This is a genomic window from Rubellimicrobium roseum (assembly GCF_006152145.1).
Lineage (GTDB): Bacteria > Pseudomonadota > Alphaproteobacteria > Rhodobacterales > Rhodobacteraceae > Rubellimicrobium > Rubellimicrobium roseum.
Map to the genome: position 1 here is coordinate 45,386 of NZ_VDFV01000007.1, position 16,238 is coordinate 61,623.

The following is a 16,238-nucleotide window of genomic DNA, read 5'->3' on the forward strand; positions in this document are numbered from 1 at the left end:
TGGGGCCGAGAGTCGCGGGCCACGCGACCGGGCGGGCCTTGGGAGGATCCATGACCACGCTCCGCGACCTGAGCCGGCACCTCGGCCTGTCGGTCACGCAGGTCAGCCGCGCGCTGAACAACCACGCGGACGTGTCCGCCGACACGCGCGAACGCGTGCATCGGGTAGCGCGCGAGCTGGGCTACCAGCCCAACGTCTCGGCCCGGCGGCTCGTGACGGGGCGGTCGGGCATGCTGGGACTCGTGCTGCCCGGCATCCCGGCCGAAGCCGAGAACGCCATGTTCGTGCAGATCGTCGGCACGCTGTCGCAGCATCTTGCCCGGATGGGGCGGCCCTTCGTGCTGCATATCGCCGATCCCGCGGAGGATGTCCTCGACGCCTACCGGCGGCTGACGGCCAGCGGGGCCATCGACGGCTTCGTGCTGCTGGACCCCGAGATCCGGGACCGGCGCGTGGCCTTCCTGCGGACGGCGGACGTGCCCTTCGTCATCCACGGGCGGATCGAGGAGCCGCACGACTATCCCTTCTACGACATCGACAACCGGGGCGTGGCCGAGCGGCTGACGGGGCTGCTGACTGCGGCGGGCCACCGGCGGATCGCGTTCCTCAACGGTCCGAAGCGGCGCACCTACGCCGTCTCGCGCCTGCATGGCTATCGGGCGGCGCTGGCGCGGGCGGGCGTGGCCGAGGAGGCGGGGCTCCACCGTTTCGGGCCGATGACGGAAGGCGAGGGACTTCTGGCGGGCGTGGCCCTGTGGGGCGAAGGCGGGCCGCGGCCCACGGCGGTCGTCTGCGGGAATTCGCGGCTTGCGGCCGGGCTTTTGCGGGCCTTCGACGCGCTGGGCCTGCGGGTGCCGCGCGACGTGTCGGTGGTGGTGCATGACGATGAACTGCCCGGGGTCCGCCCCCAGGCCTTCGATCCGCCACTGACCGCCACATGGTCGCCGCTCGCGTTGGGCTGGCCGCATCTGGCCCAGATCCTGGCCGCGGCGGTCGACGGGGCGGCGCTTCCGGCGCTGCAGGTCCAGGGCGAGGTCGGGCTGGTCGAGCGGGCTTCGGTCCGCTCCGTTTCGTGACGTCGCCGGGGAAACGGTTCGTTGACGGACCGGGCCGGCGGCGTAAGTTAGTTCCGAGATCGAGACGCGGCCTGTTGACGCGCCACGCCGGGGCTGCCTATCGTCCAAAACGTTTCGGATCAACGAATCCGAAAGCAATGAGACAGGCGGGCGACCGCCGGCATCCGGGAGGACACAGATGAACCACAAGATGAAGGCGGCTGCGCTGCGGGTGTCGGCCCTGGCCATGGCGGCGGCGCTGGTCGCTCCGGCCGCCTCGGCGCAGGGCGTGGAGGTCACGGTCGTGTCGGGCGCCGTGGGCGCGGCGGTGGCGAACTTCGACGCGCTTGTCGCCCCCTGGGAGGAGCGGACGGGCAACGACGCAGTGCTGGTGCCGATGCCGGCCTCGACCACCGACCAGTTCGGGCAGTACCGCCTGTGGCTCGCGGCGCAGAACGGCGACATCGACCTCTACCAGACCGACGTGATCTGGGCGCCGCAACTGGCCGAGCATTTCGTCGATCTCACGCAGGTCGCCACCGAGGCCGGGCTGATCGAGCAGAACTTCCCGTCGATCATCGAATCCCAGACGGTGGAAGGCAAGCTGGTCGCCATCCCGATCTTCACCGACGCCCCGGCGCTGTTCTACCGCACCGACCTCCTGGAGAAGCACGGCCGCGAAGTGCCCACCACCTGGGCTGAGCTGCAGGAGACCGCGCAGTTCATCCAGGACGCCGAGCGCGCCGAGGGCAACGGCGAGATGTGGGGCTTCGTCTGGCAGGGCAATGCCTACGAGGGCCTGACCTGCGACGCGCTGGAATGGGTCAAGTCCTTCGGCGGCGGCCAGATCGTCGAGCCCGACGGCACCATCTCGATCAACAACCCGCAGGCCGTTCAGGCGCTGGAGACGGCTGCCGGCTGGGTCGGGACCATCTCGCCCGAGGGCGTCCTGGCCTATCAGGAAGAAGAGTCGCGCGGCGTCTGGCAGACGGGCAACGCCGTCTTCATGCGCAACTGGCCCTACGCCTACCTGCTGGGCAACGGCGAGGACTCGGCCGTGGCCGGCAGCTTCGACGTGGCTCCGCTGCCCATGGGCGAGGGCGAGGGCGCGCAGTCGGCCGCCACCCTGGGCGGCTGGAACATGGCCGTGTCGCGCTACGGCGACCAGCAGGAGGCCGCCATCGACCTCGCGCTCTATCTCGGCTCGGCCGAGGCGCAGAAGCAGCGCGCGCTGAACGAGGGCAACCTGCCCACGATCCAGTCGCTGTATGAGGACGCCGAGATCCTGGAGGCGAACCCCTACTTCGCGCGCTGGCAGGAGGTCTTCCAGACCGCCGTCCCGCGTCCCTCGGCGCCCACGCAGGGGGACTACAACGAGGTGTCCACGCTGTTCTTCACGGCCGTCCACAGCGTGCTTTCGGGCGAGGAGGAGGCCGCCGACGCGCTCGAGGATCTCGAGGCCGACCTCGAGGACGTGCTGGAGTAAGGTCCTGGACCACGGGCCCGGCCGGCGAAGCGCCGGCCGGGCCGCACCGGGCATGAGGCGCCCCTGCCGTCGGGCGCCGGCCCGCAGGGCTAGGGAGGAGCCGGGGCCATGACCACCACAATCAGCGCCAATCCCGAACGATCGCGGGGGCGCGAGACCAGTCTCCAGAGCCAGCGCGCGCGCGCCGCATTCTGGTTCCTGGCGCCGATGCTCGTGATGCTGTTCTTCGTGGCCGCCTGGCCGCTGTTCCGGTCGATCATGTTCTCGTTCACCGACGCGGAGGCGAACGACATCTTCACCGGCGGCTCGGAATGGGTGGGCTTCGACAACTACCTGAGCTGGCGCGTGCGCGACGACGGCTCGATCCGATGGCGCGGGGTCCTGGCCGACGCCGACTGGTGGAACGCCGTCTGGAACACGATCCGCTTCGCCTTCATGTCGGTGGCGCTGGAGACCGTTCTGGGCCTTCTGGTGGCTCTGGTCCTGAACGCAGAGTTCAAGGGCCGCGGCCTCGTCCGCGCCGCCATCCTGATCCCCTGGGCCATCCCGACCATCGTCTCGGCCCGGATGTGGGGCTGGATGCTCAATGACCAGTTCGGGATCATCAACGACATGCTCCTGACGGTTGGCTTCATCGACTCGCCCATCGCTTGGACCGCTCGGGCCGACACCGCGATGATCGCGGTGCTGATGGTGGACGTCTGGAAGACCACGCCCTTCATGGCGCTGCTGATCCTGGCCGGCCTGCAGATGATCCCGCGCGACATGTACGAGAGCGCCAAGATCGACGGCATCCACCCGATGAAGGTCTTCTTCCGGGTGACGCTGCCGCTCCTGAAGCCGGCCCTCATGGTGGCGGTGATCTTCCGGGTGCTCGACGCGCTGCGGATCTTCGACCTGATCTATGTCCTGACGCCGCAGTCCGAGGCGACGGTGACGATGTCCATCCTGAGCTACCGCGAGCTCCAGCAGTTCGGCGACTACGGCGAGGGGTCGGCGCAGTCCACGCTCCTGTTCCTCATCATCGCCCTGTTCGTCCTGCTCTACATCTGGCTGGGCCGCGTGGACCTGAGCGGGGAGCGCAGCAAATGATCGACCTCCTGACCTTCCTCTTCTGGAACCTGCTCTACTTCGCCGCCTTCGTGGGGATCACGCTGGCCGTGGTCTTCCCCTTCTACTACGCGGTCCTGTCCAGCGCCGACCGATCCGGGGAGCGGACCGCATCGGGCGTCTTCTGGAACATCGTGTTCTGGATCGTCGTGGCGCTGATCGTGCTGATCGCCATCTTCCCGTTCTACTACGCGGTGCTGTCCAGCCTGGAGACGGGGACGCAGCTCTTCATCCCGAACTATCTGCCGCAGAGCCTCAACCCCGCGAACTACGAGGCCGTGCTCACCCGGCCGAGCTTCGTCAGCAGCATCGTCAACTCGGTCTTCGTGGCCACCGTGACCGTCGTCGCCGCGCTGTTCCTGGCGGTGACGGCTTCCTATGCCCTGGCGCGGGTGCGGTTCCGGGGGCGGGGCCTGCTGCTGCTGACCATCCTCGCGGTGTCGATGTTCCCCCAGATCGCGGTGCTGTCGGGGCTCTTCGAGCTGGTGAACTGGCTGGGGATCTACAACACGCCCTGGGCGCTGATCCTGAGCTACACGATCTTCACGCTGCCCTTCACGGTCTGGGTGCTGACCACCTTCATGCGCGACCTGCCGGTCGAGATCGAGGAGGCGGCCATCGTCGACGGGGCGAGCCCCTGGGTCGTCATCAGCAAGGTCTTCCTGCCGCTCCTCTGGCCGGCGCTGGTGACGACGGGCCTCTTGGCCTTCATCGGGGCCTGGAACGAGTTCCTGTTCGCCCTGACCTTCACCATCACCGAAACGCGGCGCACCGTGCCGGTGGCGATCGCCCTCCTGTCCGGGGCCTCCCAGCAGGAGATCCCGTGGGGGCCGATCATGGCGGCCTCGGTCATCGTGACCGTGCCGCTGATCGCCCTCGTCCTCATCTTCCAGCGCAAGATCGTGGCGGGCCTGACCGCCGGCGGCGTCAAGGGGTAAGCCATGGCCAACATCCAGCTTCGCAACGTCACCAAGACCTACGGGGCCGTGAACGTCATCAAGGGCATTGACCTAGAGATCAAGCGGGGGGAGTTCATGGTCTTCGTGGGCCCCTCGGGCTGCGGGAAGTCGACGCTCCTGCGGCTGATCTCGGGGCTCGAGAGCATCACCACGGGCGACCTGTACTTCGACGGGGAGCGGGTGAACAACGTGATCCCCAGCAAGCGCGGGATCGCCATGGTGTTCCAGAGCTATGCGCTCTACCCGCACATGACGGTCTACGACAACATGGCCTTCGGCATGAAGCTCGGCGGGTCGAGCAAGGCCGACATGGAGGCGCGGGTCCGCCGCGCGGCCGGGATGCTCCAGATCGATCACCTGCTCGACCGCCTGCCGCGGCAACTGTCGGGCGGGCAGCGCCAGCGCGTCGCCATCGGGCGGGCCATCGTGCGCGACCCGCGGGTGTTCCTGTTCGACGAGCCGCTGTCCAACCTCGACGCCGCCCTGCGGGTGCAGACCCGGCTGGAGATCGCCAAGCTCCACCATGACATGCGCGATGTGACCATGATCTACGTGACGCACGACCAGGTGGAGGCGATGACGCTCGCGGACCGCATCTGCGTGCTGCGCGACGGCAAGGTGGAGCAGGTCGGCACGCCGACCGAGCTTTACGACCGGCCCAATTCGGTCTTCGTCGCGGGCTTCATCGGCAGCCCCAAGATGAACTTCCTCGAAGGGAATTTCGCCGAGGCGCATGGCTGCGCGACGCTGGGCATCCGATCCGAGCACATCGACATCGTGCCCGAGGGGCAGGAGATGTGGCAGGGCCGGGTCGTCCATACCGAGGACCTGGGCAGCGACAACTACCTTTTCGTGGACGTGGGATCGGGCGAGCCGCTGATCGTGCGCCAGCCCGGCAAGGCCACGATCCCCGAGGGAACCGTCGTGTCGCTGCTGCCCCGGCCGGGAATGCTGCACCGCTTCGACGCCGCGGGCCGGCCGGTGCAGATGCCGATCGCCGCGCAATAGGCCGATCGGCCGGGAGATGCCGGCCGGTCACCTCTTCGCGCCCTCCGGGATTCCCGACCTTGAACCGAGGGGGGCGCGGGCCCACCCTTGAGACTGCGGTGCGTGAAGCCGCGGGACAAGGCGGCTGACATGGCCAAGGACATCGTGGACACCCCTGCGGCCGAGCCGGCCGCCAAGCCCGACTGGGCGCTCACCCGGCGCGAGCGGCGGGCCATGGAGCGCGCGCGCGGGGGGCGGGCCACGCGGCGGCGCTGGCCTTGGGTGGTGCTGGCGCTCCTGGTCGTGGCCGCCGCCGCGGGCGTCTGGCTCTGGCGCGAGCGTCAGGCCGCCGTTCCCGCCGAGGCGCCGGTGGCCGCCGCGCCCGAGGCGCCGCGCGCCGTCCAGATCGACGACGACGAATGGGCGGTGCTGGAGCCGGAGACGCTTCGCCGGACGGTCCGGGTGATCGGTACGCTCCAGCCCTACCGCCGCGTCGACCTATCGGCCGAGACCGGCGGGCGGGTCGAGGAGGTCGCGGTGCGCCCCGGCGATGCCGTGACGGCCGGTCAGGTGCTGGTGCAGGTGGACGTGGAGCGGCTGGGGCTCGACGTGCAGCTCGCGCGCAGCAACGCCGATTCCACGCGCGCGCAACTCGCTGTGGCGGAGGACCAGCTTCAGCGGCAGGAGGCGCTGATCGAGCGCGGCGTCGCGGCCCCGACCACGGCGGCCGAACTGCGCGCCAGCGTCGCCGCCCAACGCGCGTCGCTGGCGGCGCAGGAGGATGCGATCCGCTCGGCGGAGCTCGCGCTCGAGGGGGCCACGGTGCGCGCGCCCTTCGACGGCGTGGTGTCCGCGCGCTCGGTCGAGCCGGGCGCGGTGATCGGGGCGGGGACGCCGCTCCTCACGGTCGTGGACCTGACGCGCATGGAGATGGTGGGCGTCGCCCCGGTGGGCGCGGGCGCCACGCTGAGCGCGGGGCAGGCGGTCGAGCTGAGCGTCGACGGCCTGGGCGGCCAGAGCTTCGAGGGGACCGTGGAGCGTATCGCGCCGGTCGCGCAGGAGGGGACGCGCGCGCTGCCCGTCTATGTGGAGGTGCCCAACGCCGGCGGGCCGCTTCTGGGCGGCATGTTCGCCACCGGCCGGATCGTCGTGGCCGAGCAGCCGGACGCGCTGGCCGTGCCGCAGGGCGCCATTCGGGAGGAGGGCGGGCCGCATGTCCTGGTGATCGAGGGCGATGCGCTGGTTCGCCGCGACGTGACGCCGGGCGAGGAATGGCCCGGCGGGCGCGTGCAGGTCGAGGGTCTGGCGCCTGGGGACCGTGTCGTGACCGCCGCGCTGGAGGGGCTGGAGCCCGGACAGCCGGTCGAGCTGGTGGAGTTCTGACGTGTTCCTGACCCGGATCAGCGTCGCGCAGCCGGTCTTCGCGACGATGGTGATGCTCGCCATCACCATCCTGGGCCTGGTGAGCTTCTCGCGCCTGCCCATCGAGCAGTTGCCCGACGTCGACTTTCCCGTGGTCGCGGTGGTGGTGAGCTACCCCGGCGCGAGCCCCGAGACCGTCGAGGCCGACGTGGTGGAGCCCATCGAGCAGGCCGTCAGCACCATCGCCGGCATCGACGAGGTGCAGGCGACGGCCCAGAGCGGGCAGGCGATCATCGTCATGTTCTTCGATCTCGACGTACAGTCGGCCGATGCCGCGCAGGAGGTCCGCGACAAGATCGCCCCCGTGAGCGCCGTCCTGCCCGACGGGGCCGAGGAGCCGCAGGTGCTCCGCTTCGACCCGGCCGAGCAGCCGATCATGTCGCTCGCCCTCAGCGGAGAGATCGAGGCGCGCGACCTGACCGCGCTGGCCGAGGACGTGGTGGCGCGGCAGCTTCTGACCATCCAGGGAGTGGGGCGCGCCTCGGTCGTGGGGGGCACGCCCCGGCAGGTGGACATCCTGATCGACCCCGACCGCATGAACGCCTTCGGCATCGGGGTGGAGCAGGTGACGGCGGCGCTCCTGTCGCAGAACCAGGACACGCCGGCAGGCGAGATCGACACCGGCCGCACGGTGCAGACCGTGACGGTCGAGGGCCGGGTGGAGCGGGCCGAGGACTTCCTCGACCTCACCGTGGGCACTCAGGGCGGCCTGCCGGTGACGCTGGGCGACGTGGCGACCGTGACCGGGGGCGAGGCCGAGGCGAACTCGCTGGCGCTGCTCGATGGCGGGCGGGCGCTGGCCATCGACGTGGTCAAGCAGCAGGGCTCCAACACCGTCGAGGTCGCGCAGGCGATCCGCGCGGCCGTCGAGGACCTCAACGCCACCGAGATGCCGCCGGGCGTCACGATCGACATCGTGTCCGACAACGCGGTGGAGGTCGAGGAAAGCTACGCCAGCGTCCAGACCATGCTGGTCGAAGGCGCGATCCTGGCCACCGTGATCGTGTTCCTGTTCCTGAATTCCTGGCGCTCGACGCTCATCACCGGGCTCACGCTGCCCATCTCGGTCATCGGGACGATGACGGCGCTCTATGCGCTGGGCTTCACGCTCAACATCATGACGCTCCTGGCGCTGTCGCTCGCCATCGGGCTGCTGATCGACGACGCCATCGTGGTGCGCGAGAACATCGTGCGGCACCTGCGCATGGGGAAGCGGCACGAGCGCGCCGCGCTGGAGGGGACGGACGAGATCGGCCTCGCGGTGCTGGCGACGACCTTCTCCATCGTCGCGGTCTTCCTGCCCGTGGCTTTCATGGAGGGGATCATCGGGCGGTTCTTCCTCCAGTTCGGGGTCACGGTCTCGGTCGCGGTGCTGATCTCGCTCTTCGTGGCCTTCACGCTGGACCCGATGCTGTCCTCGGTCTGGTACGATCCCTCGGCCGATCCGCAGGCGCCCAAGGGGCCGGTCTGGCGGCTGGTGGACCGCTTCGACCGGGCCTTCGAGGCGCTGGGGCGCGGCTACGGGCGGCTCGTGCGGCTCACGCTCCGGCATCGGCTGGTGACGCTGCTGGTGGCGGTGGGCAGCTTCGTAGGCAGCTTCGCGCTGGTGCCGCTGGTCGGGGCCGAGTTCGCGCCCGCGGTGGACGATGGCCGCTTCAAGGTGGAGATCGAGACGCCCGCAGGATCGTCGCTCGACTACACGGCGACCAAGATCCGGCAGGTGGACGCGGTGCTCAAGACCTTTCCGGAGGTGGCGCGGACCTATGCGACGGTGAACTCGGGCACGACCGCGAACGGCGCCACGCAGGCCACGATCCAGGTCACGATGGTCCCTGCCGAGGAGCGCGAGAGGCGCCCGCAGGAGATGACCGAGCCCGTGCGCGAGGCCTTGGTCGTCGTGCCCGGCATCGAGGTGACCATCGGCGCGGCCGGGGGGCTGGGGGGCGTCGCCGCCCCAGTGGAGCTGACGCTCTCGGGCGACAGCTTCGTGGTGCTGGGCGAGATCGCCGACGATCTGACCGCCCGGCTGCGGGAGATCGAGGGGCTCGCCGACGTGACCACGAGTCTGCAGGAGGTGGAACCCACGCTGGCGGTGCGGCTCGACCGCGATGCGGCGGACGACCTGGGGGTGTCGCTGGCCTCGGTGGGCGACACGCTCTCGACCCTGCTGGGCGGGCAGGAGGTAGGTGAATGGACCGCCCCCGATGGCGAGAGCTATTCGCTCAACGTCCAGCTTCCCGAGGAGGCGCGCAACGACGCGGACAGCCTGGGCGCGCTGCCCGTCGCCACGCAGGGCGGCGAGTTGATCCGGCTCGACCAGGTGGCGACGCTCGCGCCCTCGGTAGGGCCGTCTGAGATCAACCGGCAGGATCTGGCGCGCACGGTCGCGGTGACGGCGAACTTGGCGAACGTGACCCTGGGCGAGGTGCTGCCCGAGGTGAACGCGGCCATCGAAGCGCTGGACCTGCCGGCGGGCTACCGGGTCTCGCAGGGCGGGGACGCCGAGCAACTGGCCGAATCGGGGGCCTCGGCCCTGACCGCGCTCGTGCTGGCGGTGGTCTTCATCTATCTCGTGCTCGCCTCGCAGTTCGGCAGCTTCCTCCAACCGCTCGCCATCATGATGTCGCTGCCGCTGTCGCTGATCGGGGTGCTGGCCGGGCTCCTGATCGGGGGAAGCACGCTCAACATCTTCTCGGCCATCGGCTTCATCATGCTGATGGGCCTCGTGGTGAAGAACGCGATCCTGCTGGTGGACAACGCCAACCACCGGGTGCGGGATGGGCAGAACCTCTATGACGCGCTGGTCGAGGCGGGGCAGACGCGCTTCCGCCCCATCGTGATGACGACGCTGGCCATGATCTTCGGGATGCTCCCGCTTGCGCTCAACATCCACCACGGCAGTGGGCAGAACGCGCCCATGGCCCATGCGGTGATCGGAGGGCTGATCTCATCGACGCTTCTCACGCTCGTGGTGGTGCCCGTGGCGCTGACCTACATGGACGCGCTGGGCCGGCGGGCGTCCCGCTGGTTTCCCGCTGCGCCAGACCACGCCGCGCCGGCGGAGTGATCCCCCTTCCGCCCCGCGCGGGAGGCTGGCAGGGTGCCCGGAAACCGAGGGAGGGGACCATGGATCACGCGACGCTCGACCTGCCGGGCGAGGGACTGTTCGTCGGGCGCGTCTGGCGGCCCGGGCAAGGGCCATCGGTCGTGACGGTGCGCGACGGACGGCTGGCTGACATCACCTCGCGCGAGGCGCCGACCGTCAGCACCCTTCTGGAGCGGGAGGATCTCGCGGCTTTCGCCGCCGCCGCGCCGGGCGAGGATCTGGGCAGCCTCGAAGAGATTTCCGCAGCGAGCCTCTACGCCGCTGAAAGCCGTGACCCCGACGCGCTGCGGCTGCTCGCGCCCTGCGACCTGCAGGCGGTCAAGGCCTGCGGCGTGACCTTCGCCCGCTCGATGATCGAGCGGGTGATCGAGGAGCGCGCGGGGGGCGATCCCACCCGCGCCGAGGAGATCCGGCTGCGGGTCGGAGCCGTGGTGGGCGAAAGGCTCCGCGACCTCGTGCCGGGGTCGGAGCAGGCGGCCGAGGTCAAGCGCTTGCTCCAGGCCGAGGGGCTCTGGTCGCAGTACCTGGAGGTGGGCATCGGGCCGGACGCCGAGGTCTTCACCAAGTGCCCGCCCATGGCCGCCGTCGGCTGGGGCGCCGAGGTCGGGCTCCACCCCGTCTCGCGCTGGAACAACCCCGAGCCCGAAGTGGTGCTGGCCTGCGATGCGCAGGGGCGGGTCCGGGGCGCCTCCTTAGGCAACGACGTGAACCTGCGCGACGTGGAAGGGCGCTCGGCGCTGCTCTTGGGCAAGGCCAAGGACAACAACGCTTCGGCGGCCATCGGGCCCTTCGTGCGGCTTCTCGATGACCGCTGGGGGCTCGACGAGGTGCGGCGGCTGGAACTGCGGCTGACCGTCGAGAGCGAGGGCGGCTACCGGATGGAGGGCCGCTCCTCGATGGCCGAGATCAGCCGCGATCCGCTGGACCTCGCCGCGCAGGCCTTCGGGCGGCACCACCAGTATCCCGACGGCTTCATGCTCTATCTCGGCACGCTCTTCGCGCCCATCGAGGACCGCGATGCGCCGGGGCAGGGCTTCACGCACCATCTGGGCGACCGCGTCACCATCGCGGCGCCGGGGCTTGGGAGCCTCGTCAACACGGTGCGGCTCGCGACCGAGGCGCCGCCCTGGACCTTCGGCACCGGGGCGCTGATGCGCGGGCTCGCGGCGCGCGGACTCCTCTGAGCCGACGGCTCGCGCGGGCGGTCCTTCCTCTCTAGATTGGGGGCGGACCAGTAGGGGAGACCGCCATGACCAATTCCGAAATCCTGCTCGCGCAGCTCACGGACCCGTTCCGCCTGGGGCTGCTCGTGGCCCTGGTGGTGACGATGCTGCGCACCGAGGCGGTCACGGGTCGCTGGGTCCCGCTCGCGCTGGGCGTGCTGTTCGTGGCCTTCATCCTGCCCTCGACCATCGGGGCGGGGTCGGGGGTGCCGTTCTGGACGGCCGTGGCGCTGGGCGTGGTGGCGAACCTCGTCCTGCTCGCGCTCGTGATGGCGATCCGGCATCTGGTGCTGCGGATCATGCCCTGAAAACGCGAACCGCCCCCGGAGTGTCCTCCGGGGGCGGCCTGCGTCGTCAGCCCGGGGGCTGGGCGATCAGTGATGAACCTTGTGGTTCGGGTCGTCGGTGAACATCGACTTGTTCTGGGTGCCGCCGGGGACGAAGATCGCCCCGATCACCACGGTCGCCGCGGCGACGATGATGGCGTACCACAGGCCGGAGTAGATGTTGCCCGACTGGGCCGAGATCGCGAAGGCCGTGGCGGGCAGCAGGCCGCCGAACCAGCCGTTGCCGATGTGGTAGGGCAGCGACATGCCCGAGTAGCGGATCCGGGTCGGGAACAGCTCGCAGAGCATGGCGGCGATCGGGCCGTAGACCATCGTCACCAGAAGGATGAGGTAGGTCAGGATCGCGATGATCGCGAGCTTCTGTCCGGTGAAGATGTCGACGAAGTTGGAGGCCACGGCGACGCTGGTGTTGTCGGCGGCGACCAGCGGGTAGCCCGCGGCCTTGAGCGCGTCGTTCACGCCCGTTTCGAAGGCGGTCTTGGCGGTCTTGGCTTCGTCGCCCGTCACGGCGCCGGCGTCATAGGAGTTGATGACGGTGTCGCCGATCTGGATCGTCGCGGTGGTCGCGGCCGGGTCCTCGACGGTGGTGTAGTTGACCGAGGTCCGGGCGAGTTGCGCCTTGGCGATGTCGCAGGACGAGGTGAACTTGGCCGTGCCGGTCGGGTTGAACTGGAACGAGCAGTCGTCGGGGTTCGCCGTCACCGTGACCGGGGTCTGGTGGGCGGCGTGCAGCGCCGGGTTGGCGACGCGGGTCAGGGCCTCGAAGACCGGGAAGTAGGTCAGCGCGGCGATGAGGCAGCCCGCCAGGATGATCGGCTTGCGACCGATGCGGTCGGAGAGCGAGCCGAAGAACAGGAAGCCGGCGGTGCCCAGGATCAGCGACCAGGCCACGAGGACGTTGGCGGTGAAGCTGTCCACCTTGACGACGTTCTGGAGGAAGAACAGGGCGTAGAACTGGCCCGAGTACCAGACCACGGCTTGGCCCATGGTGAGGCCGAAGAGCGCGATCAGGGCGAACTTGCCGTTCTTCCAGGTGCCGAAGGCTTCCTTGAGCGGCGCCTTCGAGGCGGTGCCCTCTTCCTTCATCTTCTTGAAGGCGGGCGATTCATGCATCTGCAGGCGGATGTAGAGCGAGATCAGCAGCAGGATGACCGAGCCCAGGAACGGGATGCGCCAGCCCCAGGCGTTGAAGGCCTTCTGCATCATCGGCGTGCCGTCGGGGTTCGACATGGCCGCGCCCGCCGCGTCCAGCACCGGCTGGTCGGGGTAGTTGCCGTTGACGTAGCCCTGCACCGAGATGATGACGATCAGCGACAGCAGGAGGCCCAGGGTCGCGGTCGTCTGGATGAAGGCGGTGTAGTAGCCGCGCTGGCCGATGGGCGCGTGCTCGGCCACGTAGACCGCGGCGCCACCGTACTCGCCGCCGAGCGCGAGGCCCTGCAGCATCCGCAGGATGATGAGGATGACCGGCGCGGCCACGCCCCACTGGTAGTAGTTGGGCAGCAGGCCCACGAGGAAGGTCGAGGCCCCCATGATGAGGATCGTCATCAGGAAGGTGTACTTCCGGCCGACGAGGTCACCCAGGGCGCCGAACACCAGCGCGCCGAAGGGGCGCACGATAAAGCCCGCGGCGAAGGCCAGGAGCGCGAAGACGTTCCGCGTGGCCTCGGGGAAGGGCGTGAAGAACTGCGCGCCGATGATCGCGGCGAGCGAGCCGTAGAGATAGAAGTCGTACCATTCAAAGACGGTGCCCGCGGACGAGGCCGCGATGACCCTCTTCTCTTCCCGTGTCATGGGACGGGTACGGTTGATCTCCGTCCCGTAGTCGATCGATGCCATTCCTTCCTCCTTGTCGCCGGTCGTTGCCGGCTGGTTCGTCCCGTTCCGTCTGGCATGGCTCTGCAGTCCCCTCCTCCAGGGAAGGCCGAGCGTCGGTGCGGGTCGTTGGCTGGGGGTCCCCGGCCCGGGGGCGTCCGGGCCGGGGCCGTCGCGTCACGTCATGCGCGGTTCGCGCGGTTGGCGATCAGGTCGTCGACCACGCTCGGGTCGGCGAGGGTCGAGGTGTCGCCCAGCGTGCCCACGTCGTTCTCGGCGATCTTGCGCAGGATGCGGCGCATGATCTTGCCCGAGCGGGTCTTGGGCAGGCCGGGGGCCCACTGGATGACGTCGGGCTTGGCGATGGGCCCGATCTCCTGGCGGACCCAGGTCTCGAGCTGCTTGCGCAGATCGTCGGTGGGCTCGACGCCCTTCATCAGGGTCACGTAGCAGTAGATGCCCTGACCCTTGATGTCGTGCGGGTAGCCCACCACTGCGGCCTCGGCCACGCATTCATGGGCGACGAGGGCCGATTCGATCTCGGCGGTGCCCATGCGGTGCCCGGAGACGTTCAGCACGTCGTCCACGCGGCCGGTGATCCAGTAGTAGCCGTCCTCGTCCCGCCGGCAGCCGTCGCCGGTGAAGTAGAAGCCCGGATACTGGCCGAAGTAGGTGTCCTCGTAGCGCTGGTGGTCGCCCCAGATTGTGCGGGCCTGGCCGGGCCACGAGTCGGCGATGCAGAGCACGCCCTCGGTCTTGGTGTCCTCGAGCACCGCGCCGGTGGACGCATCCACCACGACCGGCTTCACGCCCCAGAAGGGGGTCGTGGCCGAGCCGGGCTTGAGCGGCGTGGCAACGGGATGCGGGCAGATCATGTGGCCGCCGGTCTCGGTCTGCCAGAAGGCGTCGATGATCGGCAGCTTCGCCTTGCCCACGTGCTGGTGGTACCAGTTCCAGGCCTCGGGGTTGATGGGCTCGCCCACGGTGCCCAGCAGCTTGAGCGAGCTGAGGTCGTGGCTGTCCACCCATTCCGGCCCCTGCGCCATCAGCGAGCGGATCGCTGTGGGGGCGGAGTGGAACTGCGTGACCTTGTGCTTGTCCACGACGTCCCAGAAGCGGCCGGCGTCGGGCCAGGTCGGCACGCCCTCGAACATCAGGACGGTCGCGCCGTTGGCGAGCGGGCCGTAGACGATGTAGCTGTGCCCGGTGACCCAGCCCACGTCCGCCGTGCACCACCACACGTCGCCCGCCTTGTAGTCGAAGCAGACCTCATGCGTCAGCGAGGCATAGGTCAGGTAGCCGCCCGAGGTGTGGACGACGCCCTTGGGCTTGCCGGTCGAGCCGGAGGTGTAGAGGATGAAGAGCGGGTCCTCGGCGCCTACCTCGGCATAGGAGCAGTAGGGCGAGGCGTTGCGCATCTCCTCGGTCAGGTCGATGTCGCGGCCGGGGGTCCAGTGAATCTGGCCGCCGGTATGGCGCACGACCATGCACTTGACGCGGTCCGAGCAGTGCAGGAGCGCCGCGTCGGTGTTGGACTTCAGCGCCGTGGTCCGGCCGCCCCGGGGCGCGAAGTCGGCGGTCACGACCACCGTCGCATCCGAGTCATTGATGCGGTTGGCGAGGCTGTCGGGCGAGAAGCCCGCGAAGACCACCGAATGGATCGCCCCGATGCGGGCGCAGGCCAGCATGGTGTAGGCCGCCTCGGGGATCATGGGCAGGTAGATGACGACCCGGTCGCCCTTCTTCACCCCGTGCTTCTTCAGCACGTTGGCGATGCGGCAGGTCTCCTCCAGCAGCTCGCGGTAGGTGATGTGGCGGGCGGGGGCCTTGGGGTTGTCGGGCTCCCAGATGATCGCGACGCGCTCGGGGTCTGTCGCCACGTGCCGGTCGATGCAGTTGGCCGAGACGTTCAGCGTGCCGTCCTCGTACCATTTGATCGAGACGTTGCCCTTGGCGAAGGAGGTGTTCTTCACCTTGGTCGGCGGGCTGATCCAGGTCAGGCGCTTGGCCTGTTCGCCCCAGAAGGCATCAGGGTCGGCCAGGGAGGCCGCGTAGTTCCCGTAATAGGCGTCATGGACCGCCTTCACGGACGAGTTGACGTCATCGGGGGCCGCAGCGGCGCCCCGCAGCTCGTTGTCGAGCATCCGTTCTCTCCTCCTCGTGCCAGGACGTCCCGGTCCCAGCGGTCGCCAGGACTCCCCTCCCGGCGCTCCATCCCACAGGATCGATACGACAGTCGGAAATCCAAGTCGCTCACGGGTTTCACTCTGTTACAATCATGTCATAAAATTTACAGGAGAGCCTCCCAGATAGACAACTTCTGTAAATTGGTTGGCGGAAAAGTGAGGTTAGGCAGGATCTTGCCGTTACTTGATGGAAGTGGGGCGACCGAGAGCCTCCGCGGGTGACGTGGCGTGACCGCAACGGCTCTTCAGGGCGGCGCATGGCGGCTTTCCGTTGGCCACCAGTGGACATCTCCGTGTCGGGAGGCGACATAACGGGCCCAAAGACGGAGGAACGCATCATGGCGGATGGCGCAACGATGGGACCGGCGCAGGGCCGGCACCTGATCGCGGGCGAGTGGGTGGAAGGCGAGGGCACGTTCCGCTCCTCGCCCTGGACGGGGGAGGGGCGCGACTTCGCGCTAGGCAGCCCTGCGTTGGTCGACCGGGCGGTTCAGGCGGCGGAGGCGGCCTTTCCGGCCTATGCGGCGTTGTCGCGCGAGGCG

At 69.3% G+C, this 16,238-nt stretch carries 11 protein-coding genes and 1 pseudogene; 10 read left to right on the forward strand and 2 right to left on the reverse strand.

Going from position 1 to position 16,238, the window contains the following annotated elements; translation table 11 throughout:
* Positions 1 to 50 precede the first annotated feature (50 nt).
* The 9 genes from FHG71_RS08045 (at position 51) to FHG71_RS08085 (ending at position 11,656) form a co-directional block, all read left to right on the forward strand.
* A complete protein-coding gene (locus FHG71_RS08045; RefSeq protein ID WP_176559335.1) occupies positions 51 to 1,076 on the forward strand; it encodes a LacI family DNA-binding transcriptional regulator in 1,026 nt (341 codons plus the stop codon).
* A 178-nt stretch (positions 1,077 to 1,254) separates the two neighbouring features.
* Complete coding sequence (locus FHG71_RS08050; protein ID WP_218014056.1) at positions 1,255 to 2,541, forward strand: ABC transporter substrate-binding protein; 1,287 nt, start codon at positions 1,255 to 1,257, stop codon at positions 2,539 to 2,541.
* Positions 2,542 to 2,649: 108 nt separating this feature from the next.
* Positions 2,650 to 3,633 carry a carbohydrate ABC transporter permease gene (locus tag FHG71_RS08055; protein WP_139081120.1) on the forward strand — a complete coding sequence of 328 codons (984 nt, stop codon included), beginning with the start codon at positions 2,650 to 2,652 and terminating at the stop codon, positions 3,631 to 3,633.
* On the forward strand, positions 3,630 to 4,589 hold the full coding sequence (locus FHG71_RS08060) for a carbohydrate ABC transporter permease (protein ID WP_139081121.1): 960 nt from the start codon (positions 3,630 to 3,632) through the stop codon (positions 4,587 to 4,589). Before FHG71_RS08055 ends, FHG71_RS08060 begins: the two co-directional genes overlap by 4 nt.
* A 3-nt stretch (positions 4,590 to 4,592) precedes the next feature.
* A complete protein-coding gene (locus FHG71_RS08065) occupies positions 4,593 to 5,618 on the forward strand; it encodes an ABC transporter ATP-binding protein (protein ID WP_139081122.1) in 1,026 nt (341 codons plus the stop codon).
* Between the two features lie 129 nt (positions 5,619 to 5,747).
* Entirely contained in the window at positions 5,748 to 6,980 is a 1,233-nt protein-coding gene (locus tag FHG71_RS08070) for an efflux RND transporter periplasmic adaptor subunit (protein WP_139081123.1), read from the forward strand.
* Between the two features lies 1 nt (position 6,981).
* Complete coding sequence (locus FHG71_RS08075; RefSeq protein WP_139081124.1) at positions 6,982 to 10,086, forward strand: efflux RND transporter permease subunit; 3,105 nt, start codon at positions 6,982 to 6,984, stop codon at positions 10,084 to 10,086.
* 59 nt (positions 10,087 to 10,145) lie between these two features.
* Entirely contained in the window at positions 10,146 to 11,309 is a 1,164-nt protein-coding gene (locus FHG71_RS08080; protein ID WP_139081125.1) for a fumarylacetoacetate hydrolase family protein, read from the forward strand.
* Between the two features lie 65 nt (positions 11,310 to 11,374).
* Complete coding sequence (locus tag FHG71_RS08085; protein WP_139081126.1) at positions 11,375 to 11,656, forward strand: hypothetical protein; 282 nt, start codon at positions 11,375 to 11,377, stop codon at positions 11,654 to 11,656.
* 66 nt (positions 11,657 to 11,722) lie between these two features.
* On the opposite strand, the gene FHG71_RS08090 is transcribed toward FHG71_RS08085, so the two are convergent.
* Positions 11,723 to 13,534, reverse strand: coding sequence for an MFS transporter (locus FHG71_RS08090; protein ID WP_218014057.1), 1,812 nt, complete (start codon positions 13,532 to 13,534; stop codon positions 11,723 to 11,725).
* 158 nt (positions 13,535 to 13,692) lie between these two features.
* Positions 13,693 to 15,654 (reverse strand): acetate--CoA ligase, encoded by a 1,962-nt coding sequence (gene acs, locus FHG71_RS08095; protein WP_139081127.1) that lies wholly within the window; start codon positions 15,652 to 15,654, stop codon positions 13,693 to 13,695.
* A 380-nt stretch (positions 15,655 to 16,034) separates the two neighbouring features.
* Here acs and FHG71_RS08100 point away from each other — a divergent pair.
* Positions 16,035 to 16,238: pseudogene (locus tag FHG71_RS08100) on the forward strand (aldehyde dehydrogenase (NADP(+))); the annotation flags it as partial.

Coding starts and splice junctions, on each gene's coding strand:
- FHG71_RS08045 (WP_176559335.1), top strand. CDS start 51: ATGACCACGCTCCGCGACCTGAGCCGGCACCTCGGCCTGTCGGTCACG.
- FHG71_RS08050 (WP_218014056.1), top strand. CDS start 1,255: ATGAACCACAAGATGAAGGCGGCTGCGCTGCGGGTGTCGGCCCTGGCC.
- FHG71_RS08055 (WP_139081120.1), top strand. CDS start 2,650: ATGACCACCACAATCAGCGCCAATCCCGAACGATCGCGGGGGCGCGAG.
- FHG71_RS08060 (WP_139081121.1), top strand. CDS start 3,630: ATGATCGACCTCCTGACCTTCCTCTTCTGGAACCTGCTCTACTTCGCC.
- FHG71_RS08065 (WP_139081122.1), top strand. CDS start 4,593: ATGGCCAACATCCAGCTTCGCAACGTCACCAAGACCTACGGGGCCGTG.
- FHG71_RS08070 (WP_139081123.1), top strand. CDS start 5,748: ATGGCCAAGGACATCGTGGACACCCCTGCGGCCGAGCCGGCCGCCAAG.
- FHG71_RS08080 (WP_139081125.1), top strand. CDS start 10,146: ATGGATCACGCGACGCTCGACCTGCCGGGCGAGGGACTGTTCGTCGGG.
- FHG71_RS08085 (WP_139081126.1), top strand. CDS start 11,375: ATGACCAATTCCGAAATCCTGCTCGCGCAGCTCACGGACCCGTTCCGC.
- FHG71_RS08090 (WP_218014057.1), bottom strand. CDS start 13,534: ATGGCATCGATCGACTACGGGACGGAGATCAACCGTACCCGTCCCATG.
- acs (WP_139081127.1), bottom strand. CDS start 15,654: ATGCTCGACAACGAGCTGCGGGGCGCCGCTGCGGCCCCCGATGACGTC.